The following is a 16,560-nucleotide window of genomic DNA, read 5'->3' as shown; positions in this document are numbered from 1 at the left end:
CATTACTAAATACTTTCTCACTCATAGCCTTTATCCTTTTTTGTACCTGTGTAAATTACATACAAAATAATAAGCGTATTAATAACTCTGCTGCTTTTGTGTATTTGTGTATATGAAATCTTTCATAAAATTGATATCTTGGGCATAATACAGGATAGACACTTGGTAGAGGGGGGATTGTTTGAGACTGAAGGATGGAAATTTTTATACAGATAGTAGAACCAATAAGGTATATAGATTAAATGAAGATGACAAGGGAAGCTGGTACCTGAGTACACGTGATGATGAAGATCATCATCCAATGTCAAGAACTTCGGGGCGTAACATGATGAAATTGATAAAGAGTTTTTATACCAAAGTCAACGACAGTTGAAAATTTACAGCTCTGGAAAACAGCATAAAAAAATATAAAGCTAGCTTAACACAGTTAGCTTTGTTTCTAGTTTATAGAGCCAGTTATCATAATGTTTTTTAGGGATTAAGCAACGATACGAACAAAAAAATTTTAGCCTGGCCGTTGGCAATCACCTATTATTTAATTTCGATTGCAGAAGCCTTGTTGTCCCAATCCGACGCCATAATACCATTTCTATATTGTTTTTTGAAAAATCATCTATAATTGATATTGTTTTAATCTCATATTGAGATATATAATAAAAATAAGAAAAAAAGAAAACGCTTTCTAAATTTAAATACATTGTTACTTTTCAAACTATAAGGAGGATTTAAAATGAGCCAAGTGGAAAGAAATTCTAAAGTACAGAAATTAGTTGAGTATAAAAAATTCAATGAAGAAGAAGTTTTAAAAATGACAGATCCGCAGGTTGAATATTATCACTGGCTCTATTTTGATGATTCCGCTTATGATTATATGTAACTCAACTATAAAATAAGAAAAAAGCACAAAAACGTTTGGTTCCAACGGGTTTGTGCTTTTTTCGTTTCTTTAATTATACGATTACTCGTTTTCAATACCTTTTCCTGTGACAACAAAGTGAGGGCTGTCTTCCTTTCGGTTGAAAAGTCTCCAGAACTCACTATACTCATCGTCTTCTGACGTATCCGGAAATCCCTCCACTAAATAACCTTGAGATAAAAAGATCTTTAGCCCTCCTACTTCATCCGAGTCAACTCTTTCAACAATCGTGTGTTCGTTTATACCTTCTATAAAAGATTCAATTCGTTCATCGAATCGATTATTTCCTTGGACATCCCATTCAAAGTACTCATTTTCATCATCCAATCCTGTTCTTGGAGAATAGAAATCCCGTGAGGCTACTACAATTTTATTACCTTTGACAATACGCCATGAACATTGAATATGTAAAGCGTATTCAGCTACCTCTTCCGTTTTCCCCCTTCTGGTTACTAAAATTTTTTCTCCAAATCCTAGCCAAAACAAATTTGAGGCTCTCCCCGCGCATCTTACATTTAAGCCCACTAATTTGTCTAATTTTGATATAGTTGCTTTTCTCATGCTTTTCTCCTTTTATTTGCAGCTAAAGCTTTCTTTGTAAGTAACTAAACAATTAGAATGTATTAATCTATTTTGTTTATGGCAGTAAGGTTATAGCGACCTATTTCTTCTTTATTTTTAATGACTACTAAAACACCTTTTAAAGCATTTTCTTTAAGCATTTTTATTTTTTCTTTATTAGGAGCCACTGGCAGCCCTCCGGACTTAGTGGTGAATCCTAAGTCATAACTTACATTTATTTTCCCATTTCTATTCCCATCAAAATCCCCATATCCTGATCCTCTTCCTAATCCATCAAGCCCTTTCTCGTCATCAAAAATATTAACCCCTACAGCGTCCTTAGAGGCCTTTATTAACTCTTTATTAGGTAAAATTTTAAAATCTAAATCGTCTTTATCAAAATTAATCAGGCTTTTATCACTATAATGCTTAATTCTCATATCGTAGTAAAGAGCAAGAGGCACAATTTCTTTCTCTTTTCCGTTCTCTTCTACTATTGTAGATCCTACCAAACCTTTGTCATTAACTACTTTTACTTTAACATTAGTAATTTTAAAAGGTTTTTTCTGATTATCTTGCTGATATTCTTTTGACACTTTTTTATTTTTTTCTACATCTGAGCTTCCTTGGTTTGAACAGGCTCCGCTCATTACCAACGAAACAGCCATAATAGTTACACCAATTAATTTTTTCATTATTCTATTCTCCCCTGTCTTAAATGACCCGAGCCTTGTGATTGTGGTAAATCCGTGAAGCTTAAATCTTTGTACAACGTAATTCTATCGCTTTCAATTGTTATTATGTTTTATTTATATTGGATACTTCTTTTTAGTATGTATTTGTATAGGCTTTAAGTTGTACAGATGCTCTTAAAGAAACTGAGTTACGTTTATCAAAATAGAAATAGAGGAAACATATTGTATCAATAAGTGTTTTTAATTTATTTTGTAATTCCGATGAGATCATCATCAGTACCTATTATTTCTTCTTTACTAAATGTATTAAGTAGTACATTTGCGCAATTAAAAACGAAAGAAATACAATGATGATGAATCCAAAGGTATTAATGGCCTCCTCTGCTGCATTATCACCAGTCATTAAAAGAGAACCTAATACGAAATATAGTATAATCCCTATAAAAAGGTTCAAGAAGAAAATGCTTATATATTTAGACAATAAAAAATCTCCTTTCTTTAAATAGCTTTTTCCGTTTATTTCCTATTAGTCTACCAAATACGTCTGTAAAAGTGTATGGTTTTTAGAAGACAAATGTCATAAGAGGTATACAAAACATTTCTAGTTTACAAATGGATAGCTAATTAAAGTATGTTATCATGGATAAAGAAGGAAGTAATTTTGAGTACTACTTTGAAGGAGTTATTAATGAGACAGTTAAAAAGAAATTGTTTTTGGGTTCTAACTATACTAATATTATCCAGTACAGTCTTCAACCTGACTTGGAGAGATAAAAGTTGGCCAGGGTATTACACTTCATCCGTATTTTTAGTTTTGATTGTACTAAATATTATTTGGAACAGATATGGAAAGAATGAAAGTATAAAAAGGTAATGCACCATACCATAGGTTTGCTGCATTACCTTTTTATTTTTGCAACTTCTGGTTAAAAGTCTCAGCGACAAATTCAAATTCTACATCGTCTTTATGAATAAAAAATGTAGTACACCCGTCAATACCAATACGTTTATTAGACTGAGCACATACTACATCTACCTCAACCAGATTAAAATGAACAGCATGAGCATCCTCACTATCTAGACCCATTGTTAAACCATTAATACTATCGCCAAAAGACTTAAAAATAAGCCTTTTCCCTTCCAAGTTCTCTTTACTAACACCAAATTTCTCATTATTCAATATCCCTTGAAACGATGACGCTTTGGGAAGACACTGGATATGATGAATGCCTTCGTAGCACCTTAAAGTAAACAAAAAAGGGTGTGCTTCACTTGCCATAATCTCAACGCCATATTTGAACGAAAAAGTTTTATAAACCATTTCATAAAATAAAGGGATGACAATATCATCCCATGATTCATAAGCATGAGCATGTATGCGTATTAGATGGGGATATAAGCTGGTAATGGCACGCTGAAAATTTAATAAAACTTCCGTATCAGTAAGTTCAGATAAAGAATCATTGATTTCATGATTCTTTATCTTTCGTAGCCTATTATCAATCATCAACTTTCCCCTCCTACCTCTAGTTAGTTAATCTTCCGATAGTACATGTACGTCATGAAACTATTCGTTATTATACTTGTCTAGGTCTTTCCATTTTGCAAACTTGTTTCTAAAATTCCTAGATATTTCTTCGTCCTTGCTCAAAAGTAAAATTAAAGATGAGTCCCAAAAAACTAATTCTATAATTGCTTTAGGGTGCTGAATTGTCGGTGTTTCAATCCAAAAACCCGGATTACCATCAGCATAAGGCTCTTCTTTAAGCATATCTAAATTTATAGTTTCTTTCTTATCAAAGGCAGAAAAAACTCCCCATATAAAATAGATGTCCTCTTTATTAGCAAGCTTTGTGAGCTTTTCACCTGTAATCCAATATGTATTGCCGCTCGTTCCATTGTTGTAAATTCTGTAGTCAGTAAAGTAATCAAGGTACTTATCTGGAAAAGATCCATCTAAATCAGTCAACAGCCAATTGTACTTTTCATGAAGATTATTAAAAGAACTCAGTATTTCCTTTAAGTCATAAAAGCTCTCTAGGATCGTATTCATGAATTCCACTCCATATTTTAGTTTTATTTTAACATTTCCCTTAGTAATTTTTCTGTATACAACATGTAAGAATAGTTAACATAACGCTCATTCAAACTCCTCAGGAGACCAAACAGCTATGTCATCCCCCGGAGTTGCAACTAAAAGCCAATCACTTCCTGCAAAAGGGTCTCCTAATTGCCAGCATTCATAGTTAGGATCATGAACGTTCACAAATAATACTCTCCCCGATTCTAGAGAAATGATAAGATGAGGCGATACGGCATCCAGCTGAACATTTACTACTTTTTGTCTCCTGATATCCCAAATATGCTTAAAATATTGCTCTTCTGTATGGAAAGGCACTGCATCCTCTGATGATGGGTATGTATCGCGGGCTTCAGGATATACAGTCCAAGTTGTTTCGATATTCAATACAAAATCACTATCATCTTTTTTATTATAGTTAGTAAAATACAATAGAGTTACAGAGCTATTAAGCCCAAATTTCACGCCATCTATTTGACTGCTAATAAGTAAGTGCTTCAGTACTCGTTCCGCAAATTTTTTGTCCTCTATCTTCACTGTAGCTGCTCCTTTACACGTGTTTTAGATGTATACTATATAAAAAGTTAAGCAGCGTAATCCTCTTTAGATATTAAAAAACTAAAGTTTACTGCTCAAATTAACACTTGGCATATTCATACTAAACATAAGCTACATTAAAAAGCTCTTTATGAAAACACCGTCTGTTTATTTCTGCTTTTTTCCTTCTCTTACTTCGCTGATTGTCTTTGTAAATTCACGCTCAGTTACTCCTAGATAGGAGTCGGAACGACGAACATATACAATCCTAAGGTTTCTGTAAGGCTCAGGTATTGAAAAGAGTTGTACTAACCCTTCCCTCTCATATCTCTCCGCTAATGACCGGGCTATAAGTGTCACACCAAGACCAGAAACTACTGTCCCCATAATCGTTTCGAGTGTAGCAAATTCCATGATTTTCGGGGATACGATCTGTTCGTCTTTTAACCATTGCTGTAGTCTTTCTCTATATTGGCAGCCTTCATTAAATAAAATGAATGGTAGGTGTAGTAACTCTCTGGCAGACTGAATCTGCTTCTTACCTTTTTCATTTGCACTGCATACAAGTACAATTTCTTCATCAAAAGCCGGAATTTGATCAAGCATTGACACATTTACTGGTTCTGCTACAAATGCCCCGTCTAGCTGGAACTTAAGAACTTTCTCTATTAATTGTGTACTTACTCCTGATACTAGAGAAATATCCACATTTTTGTGCTTATTATGATAGGAAGAAATGATTTCAGGAAAACCTACTACCGTTTCAACTAATCCAATACATAATGATCCAACAAGGTTACGCTCATCTTGAAATGCTTTCTGTATTTCATCCATTAGCCTCATCATTTGTTCTCCGTACGTTAAAAGTTTTCGGCCTTCTACATTTAATGTCATTCCACGTCTGTGACGATGAAACAATGGGTGTCCAATTTTCCGTTCAAGAGATCGAATACGTGCTGTTACATTTGGTTGGACATAACCTAGCTTATCAGCAGCAAGGCTTACACTGCCGTATTCTGCCACAGCCATAAATATACGTATATCTTCTACTTCCATAAACATCCTCCTTTCCACTTACATTCATTTAGGTATTAACAATAGTGATATCTACAATCATTTATCATTATTTTACAAGATATCAAGCTCTAGATAAAATAATGACATCCAATTGTTACTGCAATTATTTAGTAGCCATTACGTAAAGTTCTTAAAATGAGGTGACTAAAAGGAGGAAATCTGATTGTTTTATTTACTATTGTTTCTTGCCATCATCTTGGAGGTAATCGCAGTATTTTTTCTTAATCTTACAAATGGATTCACAAACTTTGTTCCGACTGTTTTTGCCATACTATTTTATTGTTCTTCGATTGCTGCTTATATGCTCCTTAACGCTAAAGGTGAAGTAGGAGTAGCAAGTGCTTTATATGCAGGAGGTGCAACCGTACTTGTTGTTGTCACAGGTATTATTTTTTTTGATGAAACTATTTCCTTATCTAAAATCTTAGGAGTTTCTCTTATTGTAATTGGTGCAGTTTCTCTTAACATTAAAGGAAGTTCTAAAGAAAGAAGGGCAGCGTAATGGGATACGTATTTTTAACGATTGGCTTAGTTTTAGGCATTGCAGGGCAAATGTGTGTAAAACTATCTAAAGGCTTTAGACAAACTGTTCCCACGATAGGTGCATTCTTATTGTTCATTGCTTGTATTTATTTCATTTCTCTAACAACACACTATTTTGAAATGGGCATCATTTTTGCTATATGGGCAGGGCTAACGATTGCTAGTACAACGCTGTTAGGTATTTATATATTTAAAGAATCAAAAAACAAAAGAAAGATTATCTCCGTTACTCTTATTATTACAGGGGTTATTATACTGAAAGCTTTCTAATAAAAATAAGATAAATAAGGCCCTTGAGTAACCTCGGTTCCGGCTACTTCACAACATCTGGTGTAATAATACTCTTCAATTCTATTAAGAGCATAATGTTGTAGATGTTCCTGCAATTCACCTAATTGTTCGTATATATTGCTCATTGCCGGCACCCCCTACTGTTATACATTTTCTTCATTCTCTGGAGACCAAACTGCCACATCTCCACCTGGACATGCAACGACTAACCAATCTTGTGAATCTGTACCGGCTTGCCAACTTTCATAGAGGTTATCTACTCCAAAGATTGTTAAGAGCACACCGCTTGTAAACTGTAACGTTAAATGAGGTTCTTGTTCCCCTAAGAATATGTCTGTGATTTCCTCTTGTTTGGCAATAAGTGAAAAAAAGGAACGTATAGGTGAAACAGTCCACTTGTTTTCCGCAGTAATAACAAGTGGTTGACCATCAGCAGCTTGTATTTTGAGTCTAAAATAATCAGAACGTATTCCATCTCCAACGTGCTTAATTTTTCCACCTTTAAACAACCGGCACAATACTTCTTCTGCTTCCACTTTTTCTTCTTTTTTCATCGTATCACCTCATTTGGTGTTTATTGTTGTTATCATCAACTATATAATAGTTTTACTTCTTCCAGATAGTTTATTTGTGCTTTACCCTACGAAAGGTTGGTTTTATGGACATTCGATTAGTTTATTACGAAAAATATAAAGGTACCGTCACTTCTGAATTTCACTATATTCCCTCTGAACAATCAAATCCACCATAAAGAGGATTTGCAGATGCCCAGATATATCGCATCCCTAAGAAACATTTAGCATATGATATAATTCCATTTGCATTAAAACTATTTCCTGCTCGAAGATATAACGAATGAGCTTTAACCTGAACCGTACCAATCGGAGTACTAGCATGCACTTTCGATTGAGACGAAATAATAATCAAAGACGCTGCAATTCCAATAGAAATTAACATCTTTATTCGTTTTTTCATCCTGAACACCATCCTTTTTATAACCAATTGAAACATTATGTGTTACCTGTTGAGTCTTACTTCATACTATAAGGGACGTCTCCCATAACATCAGACTGGTTGCAAAAAAAGACTGTTCATCGGTAAAGATGAATCAGCTTTTCTTACCTTCACCCCAACTTCTGCACTCTCCTTTTTTCTTTTTTACCATTTTTTCTTTTTTCTCCAAATTGGAAGCATCCTAGAACATTTAAACTCCTTACCCCTGTAACTATCTTTCACATTTTTCCTTGATTCCCATATATATTCCATGTAACATAAACACTATCATCTATCTTGGAGGAGTATAATGAATAAATTAACAAAAACAAGCATCATGTGTGCCGTTTTAGTCTCTGGCCTTGCTGCTTGCGAAAGTGGAAAGAAAGAAAACGAAGTAACCGTAGAAGCACCTGCCCCAAAACATACCGCTAGCCTTGAGCACGCAACAAACGTTAGACCGGCAGAAGGCAGCCTATCTTATCATGAAAAATCTAAACACCATAAATACTATATTTCAACCAACAGCGCATCTTACGTGGATGATATCGATAGCATTAACGGAACTTCAACATTTATGAATGTATCTGTACGTTTAGAAAATACGTTTGAAGAAGGAAATTCTGTATCGCTAAAAGACCTTCACTTTACATTAGAAGACGTAACAGACAGTAAGACCTATGAACCAGCTACTAGAGAGGCTTATACAAAAGAGGGATATACGCTTCTTACAACAAATTATCCAAACATGAAACTAGAAGACAAACCACTTGATTTAAACATTGTTTTTAATATTCCAGATAAGCCTGACCATCTCTATCAATTAATGGTTGTTCAAGATGAGGCAGATGCTGATTATTTTTATTTAGATACAATTAAATCGGCATATAAATAATTAAAAAAGCCACTAACTCTGCACATGAGATAGTGGCTTTTTTGCGTATATCGCACATATATTTTATTTAATTCCAGGTAAAAATCATCATAACATAACTACCTAAAATAACGGAAATGATTGCTCCGTATACAATAACACCCGTTAATAGACAAACCTTCTTGGTCGAAGGACACGAGAGCTCCGTTTTCCTTGTAGTATGTCAACACTTCTTTTGCTGCTTCTGGTGGTCCATGTTGACAGTATTGTTCAATTGTCATTTCTTCATCTAGAATAACTAACATTACTTCTTCTTGTGAAATCCCCAAATGGGCCATAAAACTTATCCAGTCGCCATTCGGTACATATGTGTTAAATACGTTTTTTTGTTGTTCAGTCCAATTCATACTTTCACCTCATGTTTTTTCTTTACTTATAAATAGTAAGGTGTAGGTATTATGTAAACATACACTTATACTTGTCGATACTCTTTTTAAGGAGCGGTTTATATGCGCACAGAACAAATAAATATTAGTATTGAAAAACCACTTGCACTTGAATTGGATAAAATCCTTAATCAAGATACTTTAGACTACGACACACTTAATGAGACACTCGACTATTACATAGTTGAATACGATTCTTTGCTTGAAAGTCGCACCATACTGTTTTCAGACCTATGTGTTATGAGTATTTCGGTATACGTAGAGGACGACAAGGCGCATATTGGCTATTGGCTTACCAGTCCATCTGGAGAAGAGATAGAAGGCACAACTGTCACGACCATTATTCGTTCGTTCTCTATTTCATATCAAGGAAATCTCTATATAGTTGAAATAACCGTTGAGGATTAAATGAATTGTAAAAAGCGTAGCGAACGATACGCTTTTTACAAAAGAGGAAAAGTTCTGTATTTAATCGAAGATTCGCTGTGTTTTTTACATATATTTTACATTAAACCATATTTCTTCATATAAAGGTGACTTACAAACAAAGAATTGTGATTGATACTATTTATTTTAGTCGCTTTGTTATAGTAAGTCGTTAATCACAGAAGTACATATATTAAACTGATTTGTGTTAGACTGTTAAAAGCGTATGACTTTGAAGAAGAAAGGCTGAAAAACATGACACAAACAAATACAGCATTTCGTGATGCACTTATCAAATCACTCAGAGGTGAAAGAGGTCATCTTCCAACAATTAATGCAATAACCGACATTAATATGGAACTTGCTTCACATAAACAAAAGGAATTACCTTACTCTATTTATCAATTAGTGAAGCATATGAGCTATTGGCAAGACTTTTTACTTGCTCTTGCTAAAGGAGAAAACCCTGAGAGACCGAAAAGTGTAAGTGAAAGCTGGCCTGAACATCCTGCTCCGGTTGATGAGGAAGAATGGCAAAAGACGATCCAGCATTTTTGTGATGGAATTGACGAAGCTTGTCACTTAGCTGAGACATTATCAATCGAAGAACCTCTGGATGCTTGGCCAAGTGAAACCCCAGGGGGATTACTGCGTAATATTGCTTCTCACAACAGCTATCATCTAGGTGAAATTGTCATTATGAGAAGATTAAACGGAGCATGGCCACCGCCAACGGGAGGCTTTCCTGCTTAGATTGAGACATAATGCAGAAATAAAGCTCTAAAAAGCGTCCATTAAACACTTTTAGAGCTTTATTTTAGTTGTGTACTATTACCTTTATGAATAAAGTGTGGGACAAAACAAGTCTTCCTCTGCATTTCTGACAATTGAAAAGTGTGCAACGTTGTAATGACCATGTAAAGTTTCCTTATAATGCTTTATGATTTGTTCAGCACTTAAAACCATTACTGTCCGTTGTTGAATGTCCATCACTCACTAATGTCACATCCACCCCATTGATTGTAGCTGTTCTGACTTCACTATCTATACAGTGTTGTGTCTAAATCAATGAGCAACTTAGCGGATTTTCTTGCCCCCTTGGTCTCTTGACCAGCTCCCCTTCACAGTTAGGACAAATATACATCCCACTTTCACTACATTTATCACAGAATGTACATTCATGTGTACAGATATAAGCAACAGAGCTATTATGGAGTTTCTTATTGCACTTTTCGCATGTATTTCTCATTTCTAAAGCCATTAAATCCCTCCTTTTGATATAATTAAATTGTATTGTATAAATTTCTATTTTCACATAGCTATTTTATTGTATTACTAATTAATAGCTTTAATATTGACGGAAAATTCATTATTTTAATTTATAATTTAAAGCGGGGTATGTTTTATGGATGAAATTGATAAAAATATATTACTACATCTACAAGAGAATGCTCGTTTGTCTTTTACACAGTTGGGAAAGCTGGTTGGTTTATCCACCCCTGCTGTTAATGAAAGAGTAAAAAAACTTGAAGAGAAAAACATAATAGATGGATATAGAGCAATAATTAACCCTGAAAATTTCAACAAACCTGTAACTGCTTTTATTTTATACAGCAATACAAAATGCAAGCAATTCGTAGAATATTGTAAAGAACACCCTGAGGTTATCGAATGTCATCGTTTGGCGGGTCAATACAACTATCTAGTAAAAGTTTTAACTACTTCCGTTCAATCTCTGGAAACATTTATTGATGAATCTATGGCTTTTGGAGAGCCGTCTACATTGATTAAGCTTTCCTCACCAGTTGTCTATAAAGCAATAAAATAGAAAGGGAGAAATATCCAATATGAAAAAGCGGATTTTGAGTTGGAGCATTCTTGTTGGGGTTATTATTATTTTAGCTATTGGTATACCAAGGATAACAGCTAATGAAGCAAGCGCTTTAGGTTCATCAGAAGAAAAAAAGAAAGTAGAAGAACTCGAAGAAAATTTCCGAAAGTGGTCACTTGAACCACTGGATAAGTTTATGGTGCAAAGTTACCAAGCAAAGCCGAATGGACATCAGTGGAATAGTGTGAAACAAAAATCAATTAAAAATTACCGTGTCACATATTACACGTTTTTTGGATTTTGTTACATGGAAGCAGAAGTTAGTTGAATCTAACATGGAAAGATAAGATTTGCGCAGAATATTATGCCACATGCCCGTTTTTTTTATCATGATCCATTCGATGTTACATAGATATAAAAAATAAACGTACAAAAAAAGGTAATGCAACATGCACTACCTTTTTTGTATTGTAATTGTTCTCTAAAACAGCTTACATTATTTTGAAATTATCAATATTATAGATTAAAAGTATTTTATTACCTTTTATGGTATACTCACCCATAGACTATTCTTAAGGAGTGAACGAATTGGAAGTGAATAACCAAATTAAAATGAGAACAGTTATTGAGTAGATGTCTAATGCAAATACCAATTTTAGAAAAGGTGATGTGTGTAGATGAGTCAAAGATATGTTCAGCATCGTTTATTTCCTTACTTATTGGCCGTGTTTTCCGTATATTTACTTATCAGTAAAAGTAGCTTTATACCATGGTCCATCCTTGCATTTATAGTAGTTAGCACAAACGTAATAGATAAAAGATATAAGTCTTCAGAAAACACTAAGAGATATATTTTTGCTAATAAGAGACTAGATTTTGTGTACAGACTTTTTTTATCTATCAGTGTTTTATTTATTATGATGAATCTACTTGTCTTAAAATTAGGTACAATATCTGTACTATATGTTCTTCTTCTACTATTTTTGACATCCATATTACTGTTCACTAGTCATATGGAATAATACGCTGTCTGTAGAATAACGAATGGTAGAGTTTTATCAATTAGAGAGGAGCATAAAATTGCAAGCAACTTTTCAAAGAAGATTTAAAGACATACTATTCATTATTCTAACCTTATTACTTGTCATCTCCGTATTAGTAAATTGCGCTAGTTATTTTAATAGCAAGCAAATCGAAAGCATCAGTTCACAATGTTACGATAAAGGCGGAGAAGTCATACTTGAGATACATAACCCTTTTACCAATGATTATTCTTTTATATGTAGGTAGGCTTTATCTATCTACTCCAGTGTTTTTTCATAAATGCAGGGACATTTTCATTTTGCATTTTAACGAACGGTCTTTGCAAAAATAAATAAGCGCAGCTGCTTACTTCAGCTACGCTTATTTATTTAAATCTTTATATTGATATTGACCTATAAACCACTCAATTCTCTACCTATACCTTATCTAGATGAAAATCTCTTCATTATGGTCTGTACATGTTATAGCTCTACTGTTTAGTCTCAAATTAACTCCAACGTTTTTCGAGACGCAATATGATGGTAAACTGCACCAATCATACCTGATTGATTTCCAAAACTAGTAGATCTGATAACAGCACAGAATGCTGGATCAATTTCTAAGATTCTCTGTCTTAATTCGTTTATGAATGTTTTTCTTGAAGTAATCCCTCCCCCGATATAAAAAGTAGGAAGAGCAAACACATAATATAAGTTTAAGATGTTCATTGCCAATCCACTATACAAGTCACTAACCAGAAGCGATGCCACTTCTTCCCCTTGGTCGTAAGCTTCAAAGATTTGTTCACCTGAGACATTTTGAAAAGGTATATTCATACACTCTGCATATTTTTGGCGAATAACCGCCAGCGTAGCTGTTTTGTTAAATTTATGATTTTCTGCACTATCACTCGTAACGTGTTCACTGAACATATGTCCAAACTCACCAGATTGGTTACGTCTCCCTCTATAAAGAGCGTCGTTCAAATAAATTGCGCCTCCAATTCCTGTTCCAATAGTTAGACAAAGAAAGTCAGTCTCTTCTTTTGCACTTCCTTTCCATTTTTCTGCTAGAGCTACACAATTCGCATCGTTTTCTGCACTTATTGCCAAATCAGGAAATTGTTCTTTAAAATATGCAAAGATATTGAACCCATTAAAATCTTCAATAGCACCACCCATTTCAATAAAACCTGTATTAGGATTAATGAAACCAGGTATGCTTAGAGCTAGTCCTACTACATCAGAATCAATTCGGCTTTCAATTTGAGTAAGAATAGTCTGTCCTTTCCTATTGGCTAGAGGTATTTTTACAGATTCAACAAGATCACCGGAAAGAGAAAATTTCCCCATTTTTAAATCGGTACCACCAATATCACAAGCTAATACAAATTTCATTGTATATCCTACTTTCTTCTTCAAAATATTGACTATAACCTCATTATAAGTGCATAAATAAAGAATTTCCCCCTATAAAAGTATACGGGGGGTAATTCTTTATTTAGTTGTTTTAAGCAATATTACTTTCTGATTGTTTTTTTGCTTCGAGCTCTTCATTGTAAGAAATACTATCTTGCATTCTGACAAAAGGAAGATAAATCATTACTGACATTGCAATGGTTACTATTTGCAATAAAGCCCCTCTCCAGCCGCCAATCAAGAAGCCAGAAACAACCGGCGGTGTGGTCCAAGGAACCTGAAGTGCATTGAAAGGCTCTACCCATCCCCAAATGATAGAGAAGTAAACCATAAATGATGCGATTGCAGGAACAATAATAAAAGGAACAAACATTATTGGGTTAAATACAATTGGCATACCAAAAATGATTGGCTCGTTTATATTGAATAAGCCAGGAGCTAAAGATAATCGACCGAGCTGCTTTAAGTGCGATGATCGGGCCACTATAAGGGCTGCAATAATAAAACCAATGGTAATACCTGATCCCCCTAGTTTCGTAAATACATCCAAGAATTGAATGGTTACAACTTTAGCATTCTCGCCTACAACAAGCTCTTTACCAGAATCCAATATTGCTTGGTTTTGTAGAGCATTGGCTGTTAGAAGCGGTCCCATTACTCCCATAATAATGGCAGCACCATGAATTCCACACCACCAAAGAAGTGACATTAAGACCATGATAAGAACTGCACCAGTAAGCGTGTCCGTCAAATTTTGCACGGGTACTTGCAGCAGTTTATAAACAATTTCAGTGAATGTCTTATTTGCAAAAGCTTGGCATAATCCAAAGACAATGGCAGCTACTGTAATGATGGCAAACCCAGGAATTAGTGCAGAGAACGAGTTTGCAACGCCTGGCGGAACACCTTCTGGCATTTTAATACGAATATCACGCTTAATAAACTGCGAATACACAAAGCCAACAAATAGACCAACTACAATCGAGGCTAGTACACCCTGCCCGCCGGTCCAAACTTTGGGAATAACACCTGTGACGGTTTCTCCGCTTTTTGCCAAGACAGAGGACTGAGTGATAATAAGGAAGGCAACTACACCTAAAATACCAGCTGGCGTACCTTCAATTTTTTCGTTGCGGACGTATGAATAAGCGATTCCAAACACACCAATAAGAGCCAGAATATCAAATGTAGAACCGACAACCTGGGTAAGTGGAAGGTTCCACTGTTCTCCAAAGAATTTCACCATAGCCTCTTCCCAGCCTGGAATCGGGGCAGCGAGAATTAATAGAAAGAGAGAGCCGATAATTGTCATCGGCATTGTTAAAATAAACCCATCCTTAATTGCAAGTGTTGGTTTTGCATTTGCAAATCGAAGGAAGAACGGGGTGAACTTTTCAAATACACTTTCTAAGCGACCCATAGGGGTACCTCCTTAAAGTTCTTCTGCGCGTGTAGCGATAATATCCTTGTACCAAAAGAATGATTGCTTTCGTTTTCTTGCAAGATTATTTTTGTGATCGACATAAATGAATCCGTATTGTTTTTTATAACCATTTAACCAGCTAAGCAAATCAATGACAGACCATGCAAAGTATCCTGAGACGTTAATTCCTTCCATGACAGCTTTTTTGACAGCGCTTAAATGATTTTCAATATAGTCGATTCGAGGTTGATCATGAATCTCTTCACCAACGATAGGATCTTCATCTCCTAAACCGTTTTCCGTGATATACATTTTGATGTCCCCGTAGCGTTCTTTAAGCATACGCATCCCTTCTAGAAAAGCATCAGGAGCGATTTCCCATCCCCATTTGGTATATACCTTTTCTTCCATCATGACTGTTTTGTATACACCGTCAAATGAAGGATTTCCAGGTTTACCTGTTGAGTTCTCACGTCCACCAGACAATACGAGGGCTGAATCGTTTTTCATTACGCGCTGTGGGCAGTAATAGTTTAATCCGATGAAATCATTCATAGGTGCCGTTCTATGAAGCAAATCCAGTTCCTCTTCTGTCATTTGCGGGAGTAGCCCTTTAGCTTCGAGCTCTTTTATTACATATTGTGGGTAAGCTCCTTTCAAAATTGGATCATAATACCAATGTGTCGAATATGCATTCGCATGTCTTTCTGCAAATTTGTTCTCTTCGTCTTCATCAATGCTAAACGCCGGGTTAAAAACATGAGTAATGCCAATTTCCCCCTCATAGCTTGACTGTTTGAAAAGTTCAACCGCACGGGCATGAGCCACAAACACATTATGTGTCGCCTGAAAGTATGCTTTCGCATCCCCTTCAATTCCTGGTGGATGAGCACCGGTTAAATAGCCTAACGAACAAAAGATAACCGTTTCGTTAAAGGTAATCCAATTCCGTACTCGATCGCCGAATGCTTTAAAACAAACATCAGCAAACGTGACAAATGCATTGGCTGTTTTAGGATTTAGCCAGCCGCCTTCTTCTTCAAGCGTTTGAGGAAGGTCCCAGTGATACAATGTGACGAACGGAACAATTCCGTGTTTTAAACATTCATCAATGACATTATTATAGAATTCCAATCCTTTTTGATTTACTTCACCTATACCGTTGGGAAGAATACGTGTCCAGGCAATGGAAAACCGATACGATTCCAATCCCATCTCTGCCATAAGTGCGATGTCTTCTTTATATCGGTGATAATGATCAATGGCCACATCACCGTTTGTTCCTTCAAATGTTTTACCGGGAATCTTTGAGAAGACGTCCCAGTTCGAAACCCCTTTACCGTCCTTGTTCCATGCCCCTTCTACTTGATAAGAAGCTGAAGCTGCGCCGAACAAGAAATCTTTTGGCATTTTCAAATCATTCACC

At 35.3% G+C, this 16,560-nt stretch carries 22 protein-coding genes and 1 pseudogene; 8 read left to right on the top strand and 15 right to left on the bottom strand.

Going from position 1 to position 16,560, the window contains the following annotated elements:
* Positions 1-730 precede the first annotated feature (730 nt).
* A complete protein-coding gene (locus MKX72_RS08690; RefSeq protein ID WP_014460666.1) occupies positions 731-877 on the top strand; it encodes a BH0509 family protein in 147 nt (48 codons plus the stop codon).
* A gap of 81 nt (positions 878-958) precedes the next feature.
* Here MKX72_RS08690 and MKX72_RS08685 read toward each other — a convergent pair whose 3' ends face one another.
* From MKX72_RS08685 to MKX72_RS08655, 7 genes are all read right to left on the bottom strand, one after another.
* Positions 959-1,477, bottom strand: coding sequence for a hypothetical protein (locus tag MKX72_RS08685; RefSeq protein WP_033578610.1), 519 nt, complete (start codon positions 1,475-1,477; stop codon positions 959-961).
* A 62-nt stretch (positions 1,478-1,539) separates the two neighbouring features.
* Positions 1,540-2,172, bottom strand: a complete 633-nt coding sequence (locus tag MKX72_RS08680; RefSeq protein WP_049163954.1) for a hypothetical protein — start codon at positions 2,170-2,172, stop codon at positions 1,540-1,542.
* Between the two features lie 283 nt (positions 2,173-2,455).
* Positions 2,456-2,653 carry a hypothetical protein gene (locus tag MKX72_RS08675; protein ID WP_033578609.1) on the bottom strand — a complete coding sequence of 66 codons (198 nt, stop codon included), beginning with the start codon at positions 2,651-2,653 and terminating at the stop codon, positions 2,456-2,458.
* Positions 2,654-3,079: 426 nt separating this feature from the next.
* The gene (locus MKX72_RS08670; protein WP_033578608.1) at positions 3,080-3,679 is read right to left on the bottom strand and encodes a hypothetical protein; all 600 of its coding nucleotides are present in this window, start codon (positions 3,677-3,679) and stop codon (positions 3,080-3,082) included.
* Positions 3,680-3,739: 60 nt separating this feature from the next.
* Positions 3,740-4,225 carry a hypothetical protein gene (locus MKX72_RS08665; protein WP_033578607.1) on the bottom strand — a complete coding sequence of 162 codons (486 nt, stop codon included), beginning with the start codon at positions 4,223-4,225 and terminating at the stop codon, positions 3,740-3,742.
* Between the two features lie 87 nt (positions 4,226-4,312).
* Positions 4,313-4,789 (bottom strand): hypothetical protein, encoded by a 477-nt coding sequence (locus MKX72_RS08660; protein WP_033578606.1) that lies wholly within the window; start codon positions 4,787-4,789, stop codon positions 4,313-4,315.
* Between the two features lie 168 nt (positions 4,790-4,957).
* Positions 4,958-5,845, bottom strand: a complete 888-nt coding sequence (locus MKX72_RS08655; RefSeq protein ID WP_033578605.1) for a LysR family transcriptional regulator — start codon at positions 5,843-5,845, stop codon at positions 4,958-4,960.
* A gap of 184 nt (positions 5,846-6,029) precedes the next feature.
* Between MKX72_RS08655 and MKX72_RS08650 the strand changes: the two genes are divergently transcribed.
* Positions 6,030-6,368, top strand: coding sequence for a DMT family transporter (locus MKX72_RS08650; protein ID WP_033578604.1), 339 nt, complete (start codon positions 6,030-6,032; stop codon positions 6,366-6,368).
* Positions 6,368-6,679: a DMT family transporter gene (locus tag MKX72_RS08645; protein ID WP_047751245.1), complete on the top strand. Its 312-nt coding sequence runs from the start codon at positions 6,368-6,370 to the stop codon at positions 6,677-6,679. Before MKX72_RS08650 ends, MKX72_RS08645 begins: the two co-directional genes overlap by 1 nt.
* 164 nt (positions 6,680-6,843) lie before the next feature.
* Here MKX72_RS08645 and MKX72_RS08640 read toward each other — a convergent pair whose 3' ends face one another.
* A complete protein-coding gene (locus MKX72_RS08640; protein ID WP_049163947.1) occupies positions 6,844-7,254 on the bottom strand; it encodes a hypothetical protein in 411 nt (136 codons plus the stop codon).
* Positions 7,255-7,417: 163 nt separating this feature from the next.
* Positions 7,418-7,675, bottom strand: a complete 258-nt coding sequence (locus MKX72_RS08635; protein ID WP_033578602.1) for a hypothetical protein — start codon at positions 7,673-7,675, stop codon at positions 7,418-7,420.
* 328 nt (positions 7,676-8,003) lie between these two features.
* On the opposite strand from MKX72_RS08635, the gene MKX72_RS08630 reads away from it, so the two are divergent.
* Positions 8,004-8,588 (top strand): hypothetical protein, encoded by a 585-nt coding sequence (locus tag MKX72_RS08630; RefSeq protein WP_033578601.1) that lies wholly within the window; start codon positions 8,004-8,006, stop codon positions 8,586-8,588.
* 98 nt (positions 8,589-8,686) lie between these two features.
* On the opposite strand, the gene MKX72_RS08625 is transcribed toward MKX72_RS08630, so the two are convergent.
* On the bottom strand, positions 8,687-8,974 hold the full coding sequence (locus tag MKX72_RS08625; protein WP_028413845.1) for a hypothetical protein: 288 nt from the start codon (positions 8,972-8,974) through the stop codon (positions 8,687-8,689).
* Between the two features lie 102 nt (positions 8,975-9,076).
* Between MKX72_RS08625 and MKX72_RS08620 the strand changes: the two genes are divergently transcribed.
* Together MKX72_RS08620 and MKX72_RS08615 are read left to right on the top strand one after the other, a co-directional pair.
* Entirely contained in the window at positions 9,077-9,421 is a 345-nt protein-coding gene (locus MKX72_RS08620; RefSeq protein WP_033578600.1) for a hypothetical protein, read from the top strand.
* A gap of 273 nt (positions 9,422-9,694) precedes the next feature.
* Entirely contained in the window at positions 9,695-10,192 is a 498-nt protein-coding gene (locus MKX72_RS08615) for a DinB family protein (RefSeq protein WP_033578599.1), read from the top strand.
* Between the two features lie 84 nt (positions 10,193-10,276).
* Here the strand turns inward: MKX72_RS08615 and MKX72_RS08610 are convergent.
* Positions 10,277-10,499: pseudogene (locus tag MKX72_RS08610) on the bottom strand (cysteine hydrolase); the annotation flags it as partial.
* The gene (locus MKX72_RS08605; RefSeq protein ID WP_033578598.1) at positions 10,500-10,700 is read right to left on the bottom strand and encodes a DUF1272 domain-containing protein; all 201 of its coding nucleotides are present in this window, start codon (positions 10,698-10,700) and stop codon (positions 10,500-10,502) included.
* A 144-nt stretch (positions 10,701-10,844) separates the two neighbouring features.
* Here MKX72_RS08605 and MKX72_RS08600 point away from each other — a divergent pair, with 144 nt between their 5' ends.
* On the top strand, positions 10,845-11,267 hold the full coding sequence (locus MKX72_RS08600) for an Lrp/AsnC family transcriptional regulator (protein WP_033578597.1): 423 nt from the start codon (positions 10,845-10,847) through the stop codon (positions 11,265-11,267).
* A gap of 19 nt (positions 11,268-11,286) precedes the next feature.
* On the top strand, positions 11,287-11,598 hold the full coding sequence (locus tag MKX72_RS08595; protein WP_033578596.1) for a hypothetical protein: 312 nt from the start codon (positions 11,287-11,289) through the stop codon (positions 11,596-11,598).
* A gap of 1,198 nt (positions 11,599-12,796) precedes the next feature.
* Here MKX72_RS08595 and MKX72_RS08590 read toward each other — a convergent pair.
* From MKX72_RS08590 to MKX72_RS08580, 3 genes are all read right to left on the bottom strand, one after another.
* Positions 12,797-13,690 (bottom strand): ROK family protein, encoded by an 894-nt coding sequence (locus MKX72_RS08590; RefSeq protein WP_033578594.1) that lies wholly within the window; start codon positions 13,688-13,690, stop codon positions 12,797-12,799.
* 112 nt (positions 13,691-13,802) lie between these two features.
* Entirely contained in the window at positions 13,803-15,131 is a 1,329-nt protein-coding gene (locus MKX72_RS08585; protein WP_033578593.1) for a PTS sugar transporter subunit IIC, read from the bottom strand.
* Between the two features lie 12 nt (positions 15,132-15,143).
* On the bottom strand, positions 15,144-16,550 hold the full coding sequence (locus tag MKX72_RS08580) for a GH1 family beta-glucosidase (protein WP_033578592.1): 1,407 nt from the start codon (positions 16,548-16,550) through the stop codon (positions 15,144-15,146).
* Between the last annotated feature and the right edge of the window lie 10 nt (positions 16,551-16,560).

Origin of the sequence: Priestia sp. FSL R5-0597 (assembly GCF_038006305.1) — a bacterium.
Lineage (GTDB): Bacteria > Bacillota > Bacilli > Bacillales > Bacillaceae_H > Priestia > Priestia zanthoxyli.
Note: the sequence above shows the minus strand (reverse complement) of the source record. Positions and strands in the feature narration are given on the sequence as shown.

Bases quoted from the DNA above. Each gene is read 5' to 3' on its own strand.
- MKX72_RS08690 (WP_014460666.1), top strand. From the start codon at position 731: ATGAGCCAAGTGGAAAGAAATTCTAAAGTACAGAAATTAGTTGAGTAT.
- MKX72_RS08685 (WP_033578610.1), bottom strand. From the start codon at position 1,477: ATGAGAAAAGCAACTATATCAAAATTAGACAAATTAGTGGGCTTAAAT.
- MKX72_RS08680 (WP_049163954.1), bottom strand. From the start codon at position 2,172: ATGAAAAAATTAATTGGTGTAACTATTATGGCTGTTTCGTTGGTAATG.
- MKX72_RS08670 (WP_033578608.1), bottom strand. From the start codon at position 3,679: ATGATTGATAATAGGCTACGAAAGATAAAGAATCATGAAATCAATGAT.
- MKX72_RS08665 (WP_033578607.1), bottom strand. From the start codon at position 4,225: ATGAATACGATCCTAGAGAGCTTTTATGACTTAAAGGAAATACTGAGT.
- MKX72_RS08655 (WP_033578605.1), bottom strand. From the start codon at position 5,845: ATGGAAGTAGAAGATATACGTATATTTATGGCTGTGGCAGAATACGGC.
- MKX72_RS08645 (WP_047751245.1), top strand. From the start codon at position 6,368: ATGGGATACGTATTTTTAACGATTGGCTTAGTTTTAGGCATTGCAGGG.
- MKX72_RS08640 (WP_049163947.1), bottom strand. From the start codon at position 7,254: ATGAAAAAAGAAGAAAAAGTGGAAGCAGAAGAAGTATTGTGCCGGTTG.
- MKX72_RS08635 (WP_033578602.1), bottom strand. From the start codon at position 7,675: ATGAAAAAACGAATAAAGATGTTAATTTCTATTGGAATTGCAGCGTCT.
- MKX72_RS08630 (WP_033578601.1), top strand. From the start codon at position 8,004: ATGAATAAATTAACAAAAACAAGCATCATGTGTGCCGTTTTAGTCTCT.
- MKX72_RS08625 (WP_028413845.1), bottom strand. From the start codon at position 8,974: ATGAATTGGACTGAACAACAAAAAAACGTATTTAACACATATGTACCG.
- MKX72_RS08620 (WP_033578600.1), top strand. From the start codon at position 9,077: ATGCGCACAGAACAAATAAATATTAGTATTGAAAAACCACTTGCACTT.
- MKX72_RS08615 (WP_033578599.1), top strand. From the start codon at position 9,695: ATGACACAAACAAATACAGCATTTCGTGATGCACTTATCAAATCACTC.
- MKX72_RS08605 (WP_033578598.1), bottom strand. From the start codon at position 10,700: ATGGCTTTAGAAATGAGAAATACATGCGAAAAGTGCAATAAGAAACTC.
- MKX72_RS08600 (WP_033578597.1), top strand. From the start codon at position 10,845: ATGGATGAAATTGATAAAAATATATTACTACATCTACAAGAGAATGCT.
- MKX72_RS08595 (WP_033578596.1), top strand. From the start codon at position 11,287: ATGAAAAAGCGGATTTTGAGTTGGAGCATTCTTGTTGGGGTTATTATT.
- MKX72_RS08590 (WP_033578594.1), bottom strand. From the start codon at position 13,690: ATGAAATTTGTATTAGCTTGTGATATTGGTGGTACCGATTTAAAAATG.
- MKX72_RS08585 (WP_033578593.1), bottom strand. From the start codon at position 15,131: ATGGGTCGCTTAGAAAGTGTATTTGAAAAGTTCACCCCGTTCTTCCTT.